Origin of the sequence: Geodermatophilus sp. CPCC 205761, assembly GCF_051383655.1 — a bacterium.
Lineage (GTDB): Bacteria > Actinomycetota > Actinomycetes > Mycobacteriales > Geodermatophilaceae > Geodermatophilus.
Genome location: NZ_JALPKQ010000048.1, coordinates 21,062 through 37,471, shown reverse-complemented (window position 1 = coordinate 37,471; position 16,410 = coordinate 21,062). Strand labels below are relative to the sequence as shown.

Here is a 16,410-nt window from a genome sequence, read left to right as displayed (position 1 = left end):
CGGACTCAGGCTGTGAACGATGTCCCGAGACAGGTGTGCACGATGTCCTGAACTCAGACACCCTCGTCTCCACGTCGTCTTCCACGGTCCGACCCGCGGACTCGTCCGCGGGAGGCCGCCCTCAGCGCCTCCATCCGTCTGGCCACCACGTCCCGGTCGCCGTCGGGACGATGAGTCTCCGCCTCGCGGCCGGTCATCCCTGTCGAGCCCATCGACCCACGCGGCTCGACGGGCGAGCAGAGCGCGATGCGCGCGCCGACGGAAGGAACCCCCATGTCCAGCCTGATGGTGGACTTCATCATCTCCCTCGACGGATACGGGGCAGCGGAGGGCTGGCCCGGCTTCTGGGGCATGGAGGGGCCCGAGTACCTCGCCTTCCTCGAGGAGGAGGCCGACCACGAGTACGTCGCCCTCATGGGTGCGACGACGTACCGGCTGATGTCCGGGTTCGCCGCCGAGATGCCCGACGACCCCGGGATGGCCGCACTGACCGCGACGCCCAAGGTGGTGTTCTCCTCGACCCTGGAGACACCGCTGTCGTGGGGCAGCACCGAGCTGATCGACGGGGACGCCGTCGAGGTCGTGCAGGACATGAAGCGGCGCGACTCCCGGCCGCTGCGCACCCTCGGCAGTCTCAGCCTCTGCCGGTCGCTGCTCGGAGCGGGCGTGGTGGACCGCTTCCGCGTGGTCGTCTTCCCGGTCATCACCGGCGCCACCGGGAGGGACCGCATCTTCGACGGGTATCCCGACATCGCCCTCCAGCTGGTCGACAACCGCACGTTCGACGGTCGGCTCCAGTTGCTCGAGTACGTGCCCACGGTGCTCGACGGACCGCCCGGCGCCGGCGACCACACCTAGTCGTCCCGGGCGCCCGCGGGTGCGCGGGCCGGTCAGTGGTCCGGCGCGCTCCGATCCGGTCCGCCGTGGCCCACCGGCCGGCCGAAGCGCACGGCGTCCAGGACGACCGGCGGCGCGGCGGCGGCCAGCTCGGCGTCCGGACCGGCGCCCAGCGCCCCGTTCACCGCGGAGAAGGCCAGCCGCAGCCCGACATAGGCGGTGATCGCCACGATCCGGGCGTCGTCGTAGCCGGCGCTCCGCAGCTCGGCGACGTCCGCCGCCGTCGTGCCGCTCGGGTCCAGCGCGACCCGCCGCGCCCAGCGCGCCAGTGCCCGCTCCGGGGCGTCGAGGCCGGAGTCGTTCCCGCGGACGACGCCCGCGGCGACGGCGTCCCCCGCCTGCTCGGACAGCCGGCGGCCCCAGGCGAGGGCGCAGTAGGAGTCGCCGCGGGCGGCGGCGCAGGCGACGACCAGCACGCCGCGGTCACGCACCGACAGGCCCGCCGCGGCGGCCGACGCCCGCAGCAGGTCGTCGACGTGGTCGCGCAGCCCCGGCTGGTGGGCCCAGATCCGCGTCGAGTTCATGACGAAGCCGTCGCCCGCGAGGTCGTCGGCGTAGAGCCGCTCCGTCTCCGGCGAGGTGGGGGGAGGGCCCACGAAGGCGGGCTCGTGGTCCGGCGTCACGGCGTCCCTGTCGTGCGGCGACGGCGGAACGCTAGTGGCGCCGCCGTCCGCGGTCCACGGGCAGGGACCTCGGTCCCTGGACCGCCGTGCACCGCCGGGCCACTGTCGGCGCCGCCGGCCCGCCGGCGGGGTGGGCCGCGGTCTGCTGAGGAGGGGCCATGGCACGGAAGACCATGGACTGCCGGACGATGCCCAGCGAGAAGAACTGCACCGTCCAGATCTCCGGCGAGGAGGACGAGGTCCTCGAGATCGCGGTCGCGCACGCGATCAGCGCGCACGGCCACACCGACGGTCCCGAGCTCCGCGAGGGGGTGAAGGCGGGGCTGCGCGACGAGGAGGCGCTGCAGGCCGAGAAGGGCTCGTTCCTCCAGCTCATCGAGTTCCACGCCCGGGACCTCGACGGGTTCCGCACGATCGCCGAGGAGTGGCGCGACCGGATGGGGCGGGAGGCCACCGCCCGGTGGGGGGTGATCGCAGCCGACCGCGACCGCCCGGACACCTACGTCGAGATCGTCTCCTTCCCGGACCACGCCTCGGCGATGCGCAACTCCGAACACCCGGTGACCAGCGACTTCGCCAAGCGGATGCAGGAGGTCACCGAGGGCGAGGCGTCGTTCCGCAACCTCGACGTCGCCGAGGTGCTGCGGATGTGAGCGGCACCCGTGGCCGCTCCCCGTGCCTCACGGGGAGCGGACCAGTGGGAGAGTGGGCGTCGTGACCGAATCGACGCCAGCACGCCGCGCCGTGCTCCACACCAACCACGGCGACATCACCGTGGACCTGTTCCCCGACCACGCCCCGAAGACGGTCGCCAACTTCGCCGACCTCGCCGAGGGCCGCCGGGAGTGGACCCACCCGCAGACCCGCGAGAAGACGACCGACCGCCTCTACGACGGCACGGTCTTCCACCGGATCATCGACGGCTTCATGATCCAGGGCGGCGACCCCCTGGGTCAGGGCATCGGCGGTCCCGGCTACCAGTTCGGCGACGAGATCCACCCCGAGCTCGCCTTCACCAAGCCCTACCTGCTCGCCATGGCCAACGCCGGCCCCGGCACCAACGGGTCGCAGTTCTTCATCACGGTCGCCGCGACCACGTGGCTGACCGGCAAGCACACGATCTTCGGAGAGGTGGCCGACCAGGCCAGCCGCGACGTCGTCGACCGCCTCGCGAAGGTGCCGACCGCGCGCGGGGACCGGCCGGTGGAGGACGTCGTCCTGGAGTCGGTCGAGGTGCAGCGCAGCTGACCACCGCACCCGACGACGGGGGCGCCGCGCCCGGCAGACCGCAGCCGGCGCCCCCGACCACCACCTGTTACCGGCACCCCGACCGGCCCACCCGCATCTCGTGCACGCGGTGCGGGCGGCCGATCTGCCCGGAGTGCATGACCCCGGCGTCGGTCGGTTTCCAGTGCCCGGAGTGCATCCGCGATGGCCGGGCCACGGTGCGCCAGCCGCGGTCGACGCCCGGGCTGCGCCGCGCCGGTCGCCGCTTCGGCGCGGTGACGATCGGCCTGATCGGCGTGAACGTGGCGATGTTCGTGGCCACCGCCGTGTCGGCCGGCATCGCCGGTGCCAACCCGCTGGACAACCAGTTCTCGCCGCTGTTCGCCCAGCTGGCCCAGATCCCGATCCTCGTCGAGCTGGGCGAGGACTGGCGGCTGCTCACCGCCGCGTTCCTCCACATCGGCCTGGTGCACCTGGTGCTCAACATGCTCGCCCTGCTGCTCTTCGGCTCCGAGCTGGAGCGGCAGCTGGGCCACTGGCGCTACCTCGCCGTCTACCTGGTCTCGCTCCTCGGCGGTGCCGTGGCGCTGCAGCTGTTCGGTGAGCCGGGACGCGCGGTCGCGGGCGCCTCGGCGGCCATCTACGGCCTGCTGGGCGGGCTGGCCGTGCTGATGCTGAGCCGGCGGGAGGACCTGCGCGGGTTGCTGACCCTGCTGGCCATCAACGTGGTCATCAGCTTCCTGCCCGGCGTCTCGCTGCTCGGCCACCTCGGCGGCCTGGTCGCCGGCTTCGTGGCCACCGGCCTGATCGTGCTGGCCCGGCGGCGCACTGAGCTGCAGGTGCTGGCGCTGATGCTGCTCGTCGCCGGGCTCGTGGTCGTCGCGCTGACCGTGTCGACGGTCGTCGTCCTCGGCTAGTCGGAGGACCCCGGCGGGGACGTCGTCCAGGCCAGCAGCGCCCGGGCTACGTCCGCCGGGTCCGTGCCGAGGTCCCGGCGGCCGAGCAGCACCAGCACGCCGGCGTCGTCCGGCCCGGAGGCGGTGTCCAGCTCCAGCAGCACCGACCGCAGGCCCCAGCGCCGGCTGTCCCGCACCCGCACGCGCAGCAGCGGCCAGGGCAGCGTCCGCGTGCCGGTGAGCGTCCGGACGGCGACGCCGTCGGGCCCGGCCGCCAGGCGGGGCCGCAGCAGGCGGTCGCGGACGGCGAGGGCCATCGCCAGCAGGCCCGCCGCGCCCAGCAGCACGCGGCCGGCCGGGTCGAGGGCCCCGGCCGCGACCGCCAGCGCGACGCCCACGGCGGCGAGCACCGCCGTCTCCCCGGTCCGGGTCGACCACTCCACGCACACCAGCCTCCCAGCCCGGCGCGTCGGCGCGGATGCGTGGACGTCCTACCATCGGGGTCGGGACAGGCGTGACGCCGCCCACGTCGACGAGGAGTGGTCATGCGAGATGCCGTCATCTGCGCCGCGGTGCGCACCCCGGTGGGCAAGCGTGGTGGGGGGCTGTCCGGCGTGCACGCCGTCGACCTCTCCGCCGCCGTGCTCGAGGCGCTGGTCGAGCGCGCCGGCATCGACCCGGCCCGCGTGGACGACGTCTTCTGGGGCTGCGTGAGCCAGATCGGCGAGCAGACCTACAACGTCGCGCGCAACGCCGCCCTGGCCGCCGGCTGGCCGGAGACGGTGCCGGGGACGACGATCGACCGCCAGTGCGGCTCCTCGCAGCAGGCGGTCGCGTTCGCCGCGGCGACGGTGATCAGCGGGCAGGCCGACGTCGTCGTCGCCGGTGGCGTGGAGTCGATGAGCCGGGTGCCGATGGGCTCCTCGGTGGGGGACGGCTCGGCCGGCCGCCCGCTGGGGCCGCGGTTCATGGAGCGCTACGGCGTCGCTCCGAACCAGGGGGTGGGTGCGGAGATGATGGCCGAGCGGTGGGGCTTCTCCCGCACCCAGCTCGACGAGTACTCCCTGGCCTCGCACGAGAAGGCGGCCAAGGCCCAGGCCGACGGCGCCTTCGACGAGGAGATCGCGCCGATCACCACCCCCGACGGGACAGTGGTGCGGTCCGATGAGGGCATCCGGCCCGGCGGCAGCCTGGAGAAGCTGGCCACGCTGAAGACACCGTTCAAGGCCGACGGCGTCATCAGCGCCGGCAACGCCAGCCAGATCTCCGACGGCTCGGCCGCGCTGCTGGTCACCACCTCGGAGACGGCCCGCGAGCTCGGCCTGCGCCCGCTGGTGCGCATCCACACCACGGTGATGGCGGGGGACGACCCGGTCATCATGCTGACCGCCCCCATCCCGGCCACGCACAAGGTGCTCCAGCGCTCGGGGCTGTCGGTCGACGACATCGGCGTCTTCGAGGTGAACGAGGCGTTCGCGCCCGTGCCGCTGGCCTGGCAGGTGGAGACCGGCGCCGACCCGGACCGGCTCAACCCGCGCGGTGGAGCGATCGCACTGGGCCACCCGCTGGGCGGCTCCGGCGCGCGGATCATGACGACGCTCGTCCACAGCATGCTGAGCACCGGCACCCGCTACGGGCTGCAGACGATGTGCGAGGGCGGCGGGATGGCGAACGCGACCATCCTCGAGCTGATCGACGGCTGACGCCGGAGTGAGCATCGCAGCGAGCGCCGGTGAGCGAGGAGCGGAGCGGGGGGCGGACGCCGTCGCGTGCGATCGACGGCTGACGCCGTCGCGTTCGTCCCGTGTGATCGACGCGTAGTCCACAGTCCCCACCGACGGCCCCCGGTCCCTCTGGACCGGGGGCCGTCGGCGTCCCGGGGACGGCGTCGCGGGACCGGCGCATCTGCCGTGGTCGGACCGCGTGTCGCGGGCCCTGCCCCGGGTAGGGGAGGGGCGAGTTCACCGCCTCCCGCTGGCCGCCATGTCGACTCATCCACAGCTGTGTGCACAGCTGGGGATGGAGTCACAGACGTGTAGTTACTCGGCTGCCCTTCTCGTCACATCCGTCCCAGCCGAGGGAAAACCCCAGGTCAGCGCAGAGCGGTCGAACATGCGTTCTCCACACTCGGTGGACAACTCTGGGGGTATCGCGCTTTGTCGACCTGTGGACGGCGTGGTCGGCTGTGCACAGCGCCGCCTGCGCACGACGCGGGACCGGCGGAGGCGTGTCGACCGGCCCCGGGAGCTGTCGGCGACTCCGGCTAGCCTGCCGCCATGCCGGAGCGGGTGACCCCTTTCCTCATGTTCACGGGCGACGCGGAACGCGCGATCGAGCTCTACACGTCGCTGTTCGACGACGCGCGGGTCCTGACCCTCACCCGCTGGGGAGCGGAGGGGCAGGGTGTGGAGGGAACGGTGGAACAGGCCACCTTCTCCATCGCCGGTCAGGTGTTCCGCTGCTTCGACAGCCCCCCGGTCCACGCATTCACCTTCACGCCGTCCTTCTCGATCTTCGTCGACGTCGCATCGGCCGAGGAGCTCGACCGGCTGTTCGCGGGCCTCTCCGACGGCGGCGGCGTCCTGATGCCGCTCGACGACTACGGCTTCAGCCGCCGCTTCGGCTGGGTGAACGACCGCTTCGGTGTCTCCTGGCAGCTGAACCTCCCCTAGCCGGCCGGCGGAACGCACGAGGCCCCCGTCCCCGGGTGGGGACGAGGGCCTCGGTGCGGACCTGAGGACTACCGCCAGCGCATCGACATGACCAGGCCGGCCACCATGAGGCCGAAGCCGATGAGGAAGTTCCAGGCTGCCAGCGAGGACAGGAAGCCGATCCGGTCGCCGGCCACGTAGTACACGACGATCCACAGCAGGCCGAGCACCATGAGGGTGACCATCAGCGGCGCGTACCAGCGGGGGCTGGGCCGCACCGCACGGGCGGCCGGCGACCCGGACTGCAGCGTGCCCTGCGGCGGCGTGTAGACCGACTTCTTGCGCACCTTGGACTTGGGCACCGTACGGACTCCCTCCGGGCCGGTTCGTCGCTGCCGGCCGTGACGTCCCCCAAGCCTAAGCTGCGCTCGTGGCCGGAGCCCGCACCCTGACCCTTCGGGGTGGCCGCCGTCCCACGGCGTGGGCGGCGCTGGTGCCCGTGGTGGCCCTGGCGGCCGGGCTGCTCTTCGCCACGTCCAGCCAGACGGCGCAGGGCACGGACCTGCGCGGCGGTGAGGTCACTGAGCTGTCCTCCCTGATCAGCACCCGGCAGGACGCCATCGCCGAGCAGCAGCGGCTGCTGAACGCCCTGCAGGACCAGGCCCAGGCGCTCACCGACCAGGCCGCGTCGCGGTACGGGAACGTGGCCGCCGCGCAGGCCGCCGGCCGCGACGGGGAGGTGTCCGCCGGGATGGTGGCCATGGCCGGGCCGGGGGTGGAGATCGTCCTGGACGACGCCCCGCGCCGCCCCGACGGGTCGCTGCCGATCGGTGCCCGGCCGGACGACGTCGTCATCCACCAGTCCGACGTCCAGGCCGTGGTCAACGCGGTCTGGGCCGCCGGCGCCGACGCGGTGGCGATCATGGACCAGCGGCTGATCGCCACCAGCGCCGTCCGGTGCGTCGGCAACGTGCTGCTCCTGCAGGGGCGCACCTACTCGCCGCCGTTCGTGGTCACGGCCATCGGCGACGCCGCCGCGATCCGCACCCAGCTGGCCGCCTCGCCGCAGGTGCGGGTGTTCCAGCAGGCGGTGGAGGACTTCGGGCTGGCCTACGCCGTCCGGGAGCGCCCGTCGCTGTCGTTGCCCGCCTACGAGGGCCCGCCGGACATGGAGTACGCCACGGCCGCTGACGGCTGAGCGGGTCCTCCTGGTACACACAGGGGCGTGAGCCGCCCCGTCCTCGTCGTCGACAACTTCGACAGCTTCGTCTACAACCTCGTCCAGTACCTGGGCCAGCTGGGCGTGCGCTGCATCGTCCGGCGCAACGACGCGGTCACCGTCGACGAGCTGGCCGGCCTCGACGTCGCCGGAGTCCTGCTCTCCCCCGGGCCCGGTACCCCGGCCGGTGCCGGCGTGACGGTGCCCATGGTGCGGGCGGCCGCGGACGCCGGGACGCCGGTGCTCGGGGTCTGCCTCGGCCACCAGGCGATCGCGGAGGCCTTCGGCGCCGCGGTCGTGCGGGCGCCGGAGCTGCTGCACGGCAAGACCAGCCAGGTGCTGCACGAGGGCGTCGGCGTCCTCGCCGGGCTGCCGTCGCCGTTCACCGCGACCCGCTACCACTCCCTCGCCGTCGACCGCGCGACCGTGCCGGACGAGCTGGAGATCACCGGCGCGACGCCGTCGGGGATCGTGATGGCGCTGCGGCACCGCGAGCTGCCGATCGAGGGCGTGCAGTTCCACCCGGAGTCGGTGCTGACCGAGGGCGGCCACCGGATGCTCGCCACCTGGCTGGCGACCTGTGGACTGACCCCCGACCCGGACGCGGTCGAGGCGGCCACCGAGGCCGCCCGGAAGCTCATGGCGGCCGCCACGCCCGCCTGAGCCGCCCCAGGAACGGCGAAGGGCCCCTCCCGCGCGGGAGGGGCCCTTCGCCGTCGGTCAGGGGGTGGGCGTGGCTGGGGTAGCGCCCGTCCCGCCGTCGGGCGGCTCCGCCCCGACGGTCAGGGTGATCGCCTGCGTCGTCGGCACCTCGGTGCCCTCCGCCGGGTTCACCGCCAGCACCACCCCGACATCGCCGGGGTCGCCCGCGGGTGCGGTCGTCGTCGTGATGTTGGTGAAGCCCGCGGACTGCAGGGCCGCGCGAGCCTCCGCCTCGCTGTCGCCGACCACGTCGGGCACCTCGACCGGAGCCGGGCCGCTGGACACCTGCAGGGTGATCCGGTCGTCGGCGGCCGCCTGGCTGCCGGCCGACGGGTTGGAGCCGATGACCGTGCCGGCCGGCTGGTCCGCGGAGTCGACCTCCTCGGTGCCCACGTTGGTGAAGCCGGCGTCGCGCAGCGCCTGGACGGCGGCGTCCTGCTGCTGGCCGGCCACGTCGGGCACCTCGGCGTCGCCGTCGGACACCGACAGCGTGATCGTGGCGCTCGGAGCCACCTGCGTGCCCTCGGCCGGGTCGACCTCCACCACCGTGCCCTCGGGCTCGGTGCTGTCCACCTGGTCGCTGTCGGTGTTCCCGGTGAGACCGGCGTTCTCGAGCGTCGTGCGGGCGCGGTCCTCGTCCAGGCCCACCACCGGCGGGACGGCGATGCTGTCGGGGGCCGTGGCGACGACGAGGTCGACCGCGGTGCCCTCGTCGACCCGCGCGCCGCTGGCCGGGTTGCTCGACAGGACGTTGCCCACCTGCGACTCGTCGGAGGTGATCTCGGTCGTCACGTCGCCCACCACGAGGCCGGCCTCGGTGATCGCCGACTCGGCCTCGGCCTGCGGGACGCCCGTCAGCGTCGGGACGGCGACCTGCTGCACCGCCGGAGGCTCGTCCTCGCCGTCACCGGAGGTCAGCGCCAGCGCGATCCCGACGACGGCGGCGACCACCAGCACCACGGCGGCGACGATCGCGATGACCCGGTTGCGCTTGCGCTTGGCGGCCGCGGCGTCCTCGTCGTCCCACTCGTCGCCGTAGCCGGGCGTGGCACCGAGGATCGTCGTCTTCTCGGCGTCGTTCATCACCGGCGTCGCCTCGACCCGCTGGCCGGCCAGGGCCCGCAGCAGGTCGTTGCGCATGTCGGCGGCCGACTGGTACCGGTTCGCCGGGTTCTTGCTCATGGCCTTGAGCAGGATCGCGTCGAGCTCCGGCGGGATGGCCGGGTTGATCGACGACGGCAGGCGGGGGTCCTCCCGCACGTGCTGGTAGGCGACGGCGACCGGGGAGTCCCCGGTGAACGGCGGCGCGCCGGTGACCAGCTCGTAGAGCAGGCAGCCGAGTGAGTAGACGTCGGAGCGGGCGTCCACGCCCTCGCCCCGCGCCTGCTCGGGGGACAGGTACTGGGCGGTGCCGATGACCGCGGCGGTGGAGGTCATCGTCGCCGCGGAGTCCGACACGGCGCGGGCGATGCCGAAGTCCATGACCTTGACCGCGCCGTCCGGCGTGATCATCACGTTGCCGGGCTTCACGTCGCGGTGCACGATCCCGTTGCGGTGGCTGAAGTCCAGCGCCCCGCAGATGTCGGCGGCCAGGCTCATGGCCCGCTGCGGAGGCAGCACGCCCTCGCTGCGGAGCAGGTCGCGCAGGGTCTGTCCCTCGACGTACTCCATGACGATGTAGGGGGTCGCGCCGGTCGTCGTCCGGTCCTCGCCGGTGTCGTAGACCGCGACGATCGCCGGGTGGTTGAGCGAGGCCGCCGCCTGGGCCTCCCGCCGGAAGCGCACCTGGAAGGACGGGTCGCGGGCGAGGTCGCTGCGCAGCACCTTCACCGCCACCTCGCGGCCCAGCCGCAGGTCGCGGCCCCGGTGCACCTCGGCCATGCCTCCGCGGCCGAGCACCCCGCCGATCTCGTAGCGCTCACCGAGCACCTGCGGCGTGGTCATCGGAGGTCCTCTCGGGCGGTGCGGTCGTGCGTCCAGGGGGAGTGGGGGCACAGGGGAACGCGGCGGGCGGGTGGGCCGGCGGCGAGCCTAACCGGTGCGACCGGCCGTTCCCGGGACGCGCGGGGGTGCCCGATCACTCGTCCTGGTCCGCCGCCTGCTGGGCCGCCGGCCCGGCCCCCTGGCCCTCGACCGCCGGGGCGGACGGCGTCGTCGGGACGGTCGGCGCAGGCTCCTCGGGCGTGTTGCCGGGCAGGTTCGAGTCCGGCTCGGTTCCGCCGTCCCCGTCACCGGTGTCGCCGTCGGGATTCTCGTCCTCGTCCGAGCCCGGGCCGTTCCCGCCGCTCTGCTGTCCGCCGGTGCCACCCGGGTTGCTGCTGGAGGCGGGCACGCTCGGCGTCGTCGTGGGGGTGTCCTGGGTGGGCGCCGGCTGCTGCTGGTCCTCCGTCGGGGCCGGTTCCTCATCGGCCGGCGGCGTGTAGTCCTCCGGCGCCAGGAAGAGGGTGACCGTGCCGCCGACCGGCACCGGCTGGTTGGCCGGGTCCGACCCGACGACGGCGCCCGCGTCGATCGCGCGGTCCCAGCGGGCGACCTCGTCCTCGGTGGCGTCCCGCGTCTCGACCACGAGGCCGTCCTGCTCCAGGAGCGCGGCGACCTCGTCGCCGTCCCGGCCGACGTAGCTGTCGGTGGCCACCGTGACGGTGCCGGCGGCCGACGACGCGCTGGTCGTGGCGGCGGTGGTGCTCTCGGGAGTGGTCCCCGCGGGGTCGTCGCCCCCGGCCAGCAGGTACCAGACGCCGCCGGCCAGCAGCGCGAGCGCGACCAGGCCGGCGACCAGCCAGCCCCAGCGGCGGTCGTCGGTCGCCCGGTGCCGGCCCTCCCAGGTGCTGTCCTCGTCGTCCGAGGGGCGGCGCAGCGGCGGCATCGTGCCCGGCGCGGTCCCCGGCCCCTGGCCGGCGGCGCCGACCGCGGCCGCCGCGGCGGAGGTCGCGCCCAGCACCTGGGTGCGGCTGTTGTCGCCGTCGGCGAGCAGCTCGGTCGCCGCGGTGGGCGGCTCCGCGGCCTTGGACGTCGGCTGCGGGAACACCGCCCCGGTGCCGGACGTGCCGGCCAGCCCGTTGCCGGCGGCGACGGAGCGGACGGCGGCGGCGAAGGCCGCGCCGTCGGCGAAGCGGTCGGCCGGGTCCTTGGCGAGGGCGCGCTCGATGAGCAGCCGGACGGCGGGCGGCACGGTGGCCGGCAGCGGCGGCGGCGGCCGGTTGATGTGCGCGAGGGCGACGGCGACCTGCGAGGTGCCGTCGAAGGGGCGTCCGCCGGTCAGGCACTCGTAGCCGACGACGCCGAGGGAGTAGACGTCCGACGCCGCGGTGACCTCGAAGCCCTGCGCCTGCTCGGGGGAGAGGTACTGCGCGGTGCCGACCACCATGCCGGTGCGGGTGAGCGGTGTGGCGTCCCGGGCCCGGGCGATGCCGAAGTCGGTCAGCTTCACCACGCCGTCCGGGCGCACGATGAGGTTGCCCGGCTTGATGTCCCGGTGGACGACGCCGGCCTTGTGCGCGGCCGACAGCCCGTCGGCGGCCTGCCCCAGCACGTGCAGCGTCCAGTCGGCCGGGAGCTTGCCCTCCTCGTGGAGGATCGTCACCAGCGGCTTGCCCTCGACCAGCTCCATGACGAGGAACGCCAGCTGCTGACCGGGGAAGCGCTCGTCCTCCGTCGTCTCGCCGTAGTCGTAGACCGAGGCGATGTTGGGGTGGGTGAGCGCCGCGGTGTGCCGGGCCTCGTTGCGGAACCGCGCCACGAAGCTGGGGTCCCCGGTGAACTCGCTGCGCAGCACCTTGGCGGCGACGACGCGGTCGAGCACCCGGTCGCGGGCCCGCCACACCTCACCCATCCCGCCGGTGGCGATCGGGGCGGTGATCTCGTAACGGCCGGCGAGGATCGTGCCGGTGGACAGCGCCATCAGCCCTGCCCCTCCAGGTAGGCCTGCATGACCTCACGCGCGATGGGGGCGGACACGTCCCCACCCGTACCCCCGCCGTTGGCGACGAAGACCGCGACCGCAATCTGCGGATCCTCGGCGGGGGCGAACCCGATGAACCAGTTGTGGTCGGGCTGGTCGTTGCCCACCTCGGCGGTGCCGGTCTTGCCGGCGACGTCGACCCCCGGGATGCGCGCGGCGCGGCCGGAGCCGTTGGTCACGACGCTGCGCATCATCTCGGTGAGCTGGTCGGCGACCTCGGCGCTGACCGGCCGGCTCAGCTCCTCGGGGTCGGTCTCGTCGATGACGCTGAGGTCGGGGGCGCGCAGCTGGTCGACCAGGTAGGGCGTCATCAGGGAGCCGTCGTTGGCGACCGCGGCGGCGATCATCGCCGCCTGCAGCGGGGTCATCCGCACGTCCTGCTGGCCGATCGAGCTCACGCCGAGCTGGGCGTCGTTCTCGGGGTCGCCCATGCTGCTGCCGGCGACGGTCAGCGGGATCTCCCGCTCCTCGCCGTCCATCCCGAAGGCCTCGGCCATCTCCCGCACGCTGTCCTCACCCAGGTCGATGCCCAGCTGGGCGAAAGCGGTGTTGCAGGAGATCGTGAGCGCGTCGATGAGCGTCTGCTCGCCGGAGCTGCTGCAGCTCGAGCCGCCGAAGTTCTCCAGCTCGGTGGAGGTGCCGGGCAGGGTGAGCACGTCCGGCGCGGGGATCACCGACTCGGGGGTGTACCCCTCCGACAGTGCCGCCGCTGACACGACCACCTTGAACACCGACCCGGGCGGGTAGATCTCGCTGGCGGCCCGGTTCAGCCGCGGGTCCCGCTCGGCCTCGTTGAGCTGGGCCCAGTAGTCGCGGATCCCCTGCGGGTCGTGGCTGGACAGCAGGTTCGGGTCGTAGGTCGGCGTGCTCGCCATGCCGAGCACCGCGCCGGTCGAGGGGTCGAGGGCCACCACGGCGCCGGTCAGCCCCTCGAGCCCGGCCATGGCGGCCTCCTGCACCGCCGGGTCCAGGGTGAGCAGGACGTCCCCGCCGGACGGGTCGCGGCCGGTGAACAGGTCGGCCAGGCGCCGGGCGAACAGCCGGGCGTCGTTGCCGGAGAGCACGTCGTTGGTCGCCCGCTCCATCTGCGAGTTCCCGTACACCAGCGAGTAGTAGCCGGTGACGGCCGCGTACAACTCGCCCTGCGAGTACTGCCGCAGATAGGTGAGCCGGTCGTCGGTGGCCACCGAGGAGGCGACCTCGGTGCCGGCCACCTGGATCGAGCCGCGCTCGCGGTCGTACTCCTCGGAGAGCACGCGGGTGTTCCCGGTGTCGTTGCGCAGCTCCTCCGAGCGCACCACCTGGATGTAGTTGACGTTGATGATCAGCAGCGTGAACAGCACGAGCACGCTGATCGCCACCCGGCGCAGGGGCGCGTTCACTGCTTCACGACCTCTGTTGGCGCGTCACCGAGCGCCGGCTTGGGGGGCCCGGCCGGGGCGGCCGGGCGGCGGGCGGCGTCACTGATCCGCACGAGGACGGCGACCAGCACGAAGTTGGCCACCAGGGACGACCCGCCGTAGGCGAGGAACGGCGTGGTGAGACCGGTGAGCGGGAGCAGGCCGGTCACCCCGCCGAGGACGACGAAGACCTGCCAGGCGATGGCGAACGCCAGGCCGGCGGCGAGCAGCTTGCCGAAGGCGTCCCGGACGATCAGCGAGCTGCGCAGGCCGCGCTCGACCAGGATCAGGTAGACGATGATCACCGCGACCAGGCCGAAGAGGCCGAGCTCCTCGCCGATCGCCGCGGCGATGAAGTCGCTCTTGGCCACCGGCACCTGGTCGGGCCGCCCACCGCCCAGGCCGGCGCCGAACAGCCCGCCGGTGCCGAGGCCGAACAGCGACTGGACCAGCTGGTAGCCGGCGCCGTCCCGGTAGTCGAAGGGGCTCAGCCAGACGTCGACGCGCGACTGCACGTGGGCGAAGACCTGGTAGGCGATGAGCGCGGCGCCGGCGAACAGCCCGAGGCCGATGAGCAGCCAGCTGGCCCGCTCGGTGGCCACGTAGAGCATCACCACGAAGATGCCGAACAGCAGCAGCGAGCTGCCGAGGTCCCGCTCGAAGACCAGCACGAGGATCGACATCGCCCAGGCGACGAGCACCGGCCCGAGGTCGCGGGCGCGGGGCAGCTCGAGGCCGGCCACCCGCCGGCTGGCCAGCGCGAGGACGTCGCGCTTGTCGACCAGGTAGGCGGCGAAGAAGACGATCAGGCAGATCTTGGCGAACTCGCCGGGCTGGATGCTGAAGCCGGCGATGCGGATCCAGATCTTCGCGCCGTTGACCTCCGACAGCGACGAGGGCAGCACCGCGGGGATGGCGAGCAGCACCAGGCCGACCAGGGCCAGGGTGTAGGCGAACCGGGAGAGCACCCGGTGGTCGCGCAGCACCACGAGGACGACGACGAACAGCACCACGCCCAGCGTCGCCCACACCAGCTGGACCGGCGCGTCCTCCCGCGTGACCGTGGAGTCCACCTGCTCGGCGGCGAGGTCGAGCCGGTGGATGACGGCCAGACCCAGCCCCACGAGCAGGGCGACGGCGGGCAGCAGCAGCGGGTCGGCGTACGGCGCGAACCGGCGGACGACGAGGTGCGCGACCAGCCACAGCGCGGTGATCCAGGCGCCGAACACCGGGAGCTCCGCCCGCAGCGACCCGGTGATCGTCAGGTCGACGACGGCCTGCGCGGTGAGGGTGATGAGCACGGCGAAGCCGAGCAGCGCCAGCTCGGTGCCGCGCCGCTTGGGCGGGGCGGCACCGGCGGCGGCGCCCCGCGGGTCGGTGGTCGGGCCGGCGGTCACTCCACCTCCCGGCAGTCCACTCCGGGTTCGGGCGTCTGCGTCGTCCGCTCGGCCGTCGGCTCGGCAGCGGTCGGCTCGGCCGGGGTGGTCGGGGTGACGCCCTGGGGCACCTGGCCGTCGGGGGCGGGGACGGGCTGGGTGGCGGACGGGCTCGGCGACGCCGAGACGGCGCTGCCGGCCTCCTCGGCGTCCGGGCACACCGGCAGCCGCTGGTCGCGGAGCATCGCGACGATCCGGTCGGCGTGGTCGGCGTCGTCGGCCTCGATGCCGCGGCGCACCTTGCTCGCGTCGGCCTGGGTGAGGTCGCTGACGGCGAGGTCGGTGACGTCGTCGACCTGGTTGAGGTCCACGCCGAGCAGCGAGGTGTCCAGGCCCCGGAAGACGGTGACCCGCTCCCCGTCGTCGGCCGCCTGGACGCCGACGAACCAGTTGGACAGCAGCCAGAGATAGGCGCCCACCGCGGCGGCGGCCACCAGGAGCACCGCGGCCAGGATCCAGAGCAGCCGGCGCCGGCGACGGCGCGGCGACGGGGCCGACGCCACGGGCGCCGACGGCGGGGGCGAGGTCGGGGGCGGGTCGTGCAGCGCCGCGCGACCGGCCGCCGACCGCGGGTCGACCTCCCGCTGCCCGACGTTGTCGCCGGCCGCGCCGTCCACGACCGGCTCCAGCGGGGTGGCGTGGCCGCCGTCCTCGACGACGTCGGCGACGATCACGGTGATGTTGTCGGGCCCGCCGCTGCGCAGGGCGAGCTCGATCAGCCGGTCGGCCGTCGACTGGGGGTCCGGGTCCTGCAGCGCGTCGGCCAGGGTCTCCTCGCTGACCACGCCGGAGAGCCCGTCGGAGCACAGCAGGTAGCGGTCGCCGGCGCGGGCCTCGCGCATCGACAGGTCGGGGTCGACGTCCTGGCCGTTGAGCGCGCGCAGCAGCAGCGACCGCTGCGGGTGGTGGTTGGCCTCCTCGGGCGTGATCCGCCCGTCGTCGATCAGCGTCTGGACGAACGTGTCGTCGTGCGTGATCTGGGTGAGGACGCCGTCGCGCAGCAGGTAGGCGCGGGAGTCGCCGACGTGGCAGAGCGCCAGCCGGCCGCCGGCGAACAGGACGGCGGTCAGCGTGGTGCCCATGCCCTCGAGCTGGGGCGACTCGCGGATGACCTCGCGCAGGTGCTCGCTGCCGTCGAACACCGCGGCCCGCAGCGCCTGCAGCATGTCGCCCGACGGCGCGTCGTCGTCCAGGTGCTCGAGCGCGGCGATGACCACCTTGCTGGCGACGTCGCCGGCCGCGTGGCCGCCCATGCCGTCGGCGACGGCGAGCAGCCGGGGCCCGGCGTACACCGAGTCCTGGTTGTTGCCGCGGACCAGGCCGCGGTCGGACCGGGCCGCGTAGCGCAGCGCGAGGCTCATCGGGTGGGGCCTCCGGTGGTGCGGCTGCTCCGCAGTT

Annotated in this window: 16 protein-coding genes; 8 read left to right on the top strand and 8 right to left on the bottom strand. The window is 73.9% G+C overall.

The genetic code is table 11. The features are described 5' to 3' along the window. The first annotated feature begins 273 nt into the window (after window positions 1-273). Window positions 274-858: a dihydrofolate reductase family protein gene (locus MY526_RS22445; protein ID WP_436693512.1), complete on the top strand. Its 585-nt coding sequence runs from the start codon at window positions 274-276 to the stop codon at window positions 856-858. A gap of 32 nt (window positions 859-890) precedes the next feature. Here the strand turns inward: MY526_RS22445 and MY526_RS22440 are convergent, their stop codons facing one another. Then, entirely contained in the window at window positions 891-1,493 is a 603-nt protein-coding gene (locus MY526_RS22440) for a carboxymuconolactone decarboxylase family protein (protein ID WP_436693510.1), read from the bottom strand. A 185-nt stretch (window positions 1,494-1,678) separates the two neighbouring features. On the opposite strand from MY526_RS22440, the gene MY526_RS22435 reads away from it, so the two are divergent. The 3 genes from MY526_RS22435 (at window position 1,679) to MY526_RS22425 (ending at window position 3,664) form a co-directional block, all read left to right on the top strand. Beyond that, window positions 1,679-2,173, top strand: a complete 495-nt coding sequence (locus MY526_RS22435; protein ID WP_436693508.1) for a DUF1059 domain-containing protein — start codon at window positions 1,679-1,681, stop codon at window positions 2,171-2,173. A gap of 61 nt (window positions 2,174-2,234) precedes the next feature. Continuing rightward, the gene (locus tag MY526_RS22430) at window positions 2,235-2,768 is read left to right on the top strand and encodes a peptidylprolyl isomerase (protein WP_436693506.1); all 534 of its coding nucleotides are present in this window, start codon (window positions 2,235-2,237) and stop codon (window positions 2,766-2,768) included. Window positions 2,769-2,905: 137 nt separating this feature from the next. Then, complete coding sequence (locus tag MY526_RS22425; RefSeq protein ID WP_436705115.1) at window positions 2,906-3,664, top strand: rhomboid family intramembrane serine protease; 759 nt, start codon at window positions 2,906-2,908, stop codon at window positions 3,662-3,664. Here the strand turns inward: MY526_RS22425 and MY526_RS22420 are convergent. Then, window positions 3,661-4,086 (bottom strand): PH domain-containing protein, encoded by a 426-nt coding sequence (locus MY526_RS22420; RefSeq protein WP_436693502.1) that lies wholly within the window; start codon window positions 4,084-4,086, stop codon window positions 3,661-3,663. The genes MY526_RS22425 and MY526_RS22420 overlap by 4 nt on opposite strands. A gap of 102 nt (window positions 4,087-4,188) precedes the next feature. On the opposite strand from MY526_RS22420, the gene MY526_RS22415 reads away from it, so the two are divergent. Together MY526_RS22415 and MY526_RS22410 are read left to right on the top strand one after the other, a co-directional pair. Next, a complete protein-coding gene (locus MY526_RS22415) occupies window positions 4,189-5,346 on the top strand; it encodes a thiolase family protein (protein WP_436693500.1) in 1,158 nt (385 codons plus the stop codon). A gap of 573 nt (window positions 5,347-5,919) precedes the next feature. Beyond that, window positions 5,920-6,315 (top strand): VOC family protein, encoded by a 396-nt coding sequence (locus MY526_RS22410; RefSeq protein WP_436693498.1) that lies wholly within the window; start codon window positions 5,920-5,922, stop codon window positions 6,313-6,315. 68 nt (window positions 6,316-6,383) lie between these two features. On the opposite strand, the gene crgA is transcribed toward MY526_RS22410, so the two are convergent. Next, window positions 6,384-6,656 (bottom strand): cell division protein CrgA, encoded by a 273-nt coding sequence (gene crgA, locus MY526_RS22405; RefSeq protein WP_436693496.1) that lies wholly within the window; start codon window positions 6,654-6,656, stop codon window positions 6,384-6,386. Window positions 6,657-6,724: 68 nt separating this feature from the next. On the opposite strand from crgA, the gene MY526_RS22400 reads away from it, so the two are divergent. Then, complete coding sequence (locus MY526_RS22400; protein WP_436693494.1) at window positions 6,725-7,492, top strand: DUF881 domain-containing protein; 768 nt, start codon at window positions 6,725-6,727, stop codon at window positions 7,490-7,492. Window positions 7,493-7,519: 27 nt separating this feature from the next. Then, window positions 7,520-8,176, top strand: coding sequence for an aminodeoxychorismate/anthranilate synthase component II (locus MY526_RS22395; protein WP_436693492.1), 657 nt, complete (start codon window positions 7,520-7,522; stop codon window positions 8,174-8,176). A 57-nt stretch (window positions 8,177-8,233) separates the two neighbouring features. Here MY526_RS22395 and pknB read toward each other — a convergent pair whose 3' ends face one another. From pknB to MY526_RS22370, 5 genes are all read right to left on the bottom strand, one after another. Next, window positions 8,234-10,159, bottom strand: coding sequence for a Stk1 family PASTA domain-containing Ser/Thr kinase (pknB, locus tag MY526_RS22390; protein WP_436693491.1), 1,926 nt, complete (start codon window positions 10,157-10,159; stop codon window positions 8,234-8,236). Between the two features lie 133 nt (window positions 10,160-10,292). Further along, on the bottom strand, window positions 10,293-12,116 hold the full coding sequence (locus MY526_RS22385) for a serine/threonine protein kinase (protein WP_436705114.1): 1,824 nt from the start codon (window positions 12,114-12,116) through the stop codon (window positions 10,293-10,295). Beyond that, window positions 12,116-13,558 (bottom strand): peptidoglycan D,D-transpeptidase FtsI family protein, encoded by a 1,443-nt coding sequence (locus MY526_RS22380; protein ID WP_436693488.1) that lies wholly within the window; start codon window positions 13,556-13,558, stop codon window positions 12,116-12,118. The genes MY526_RS22385 and MY526_RS22380 overlap by 1 nt, the downstream gene beginning before the upstream one ends. After that, window positions 13,555-14,973 (bottom strand): FtsW/RodA/SpoVE family cell cycle protein, encoded by a 1,419-nt coding sequence (locus tag MY526_RS22375; protein WP_436693486.1) that lies wholly within the window; start codon window positions 14,971-14,973, stop codon window positions 13,555-13,557. Before MY526_RS22375 ends, MY526_RS22380 begins: the two co-directional genes overlap by 4 nt. Then, window positions 14,970-16,373, bottom strand: coding sequence for a PP2C family protein-serine/threonine phosphatase (locus MY526_RS22370; protein WP_436693484.1), 1,404 nt, complete (start codon window positions 16,371-16,373; stop codon window positions 14,970-14,972). The genes MY526_RS22375 and MY526_RS22370 overlap by 4 nt, the downstream gene beginning before the upstream one ends. Window positions 16,374-16,410: the final 37 nt, after the last annotated feature.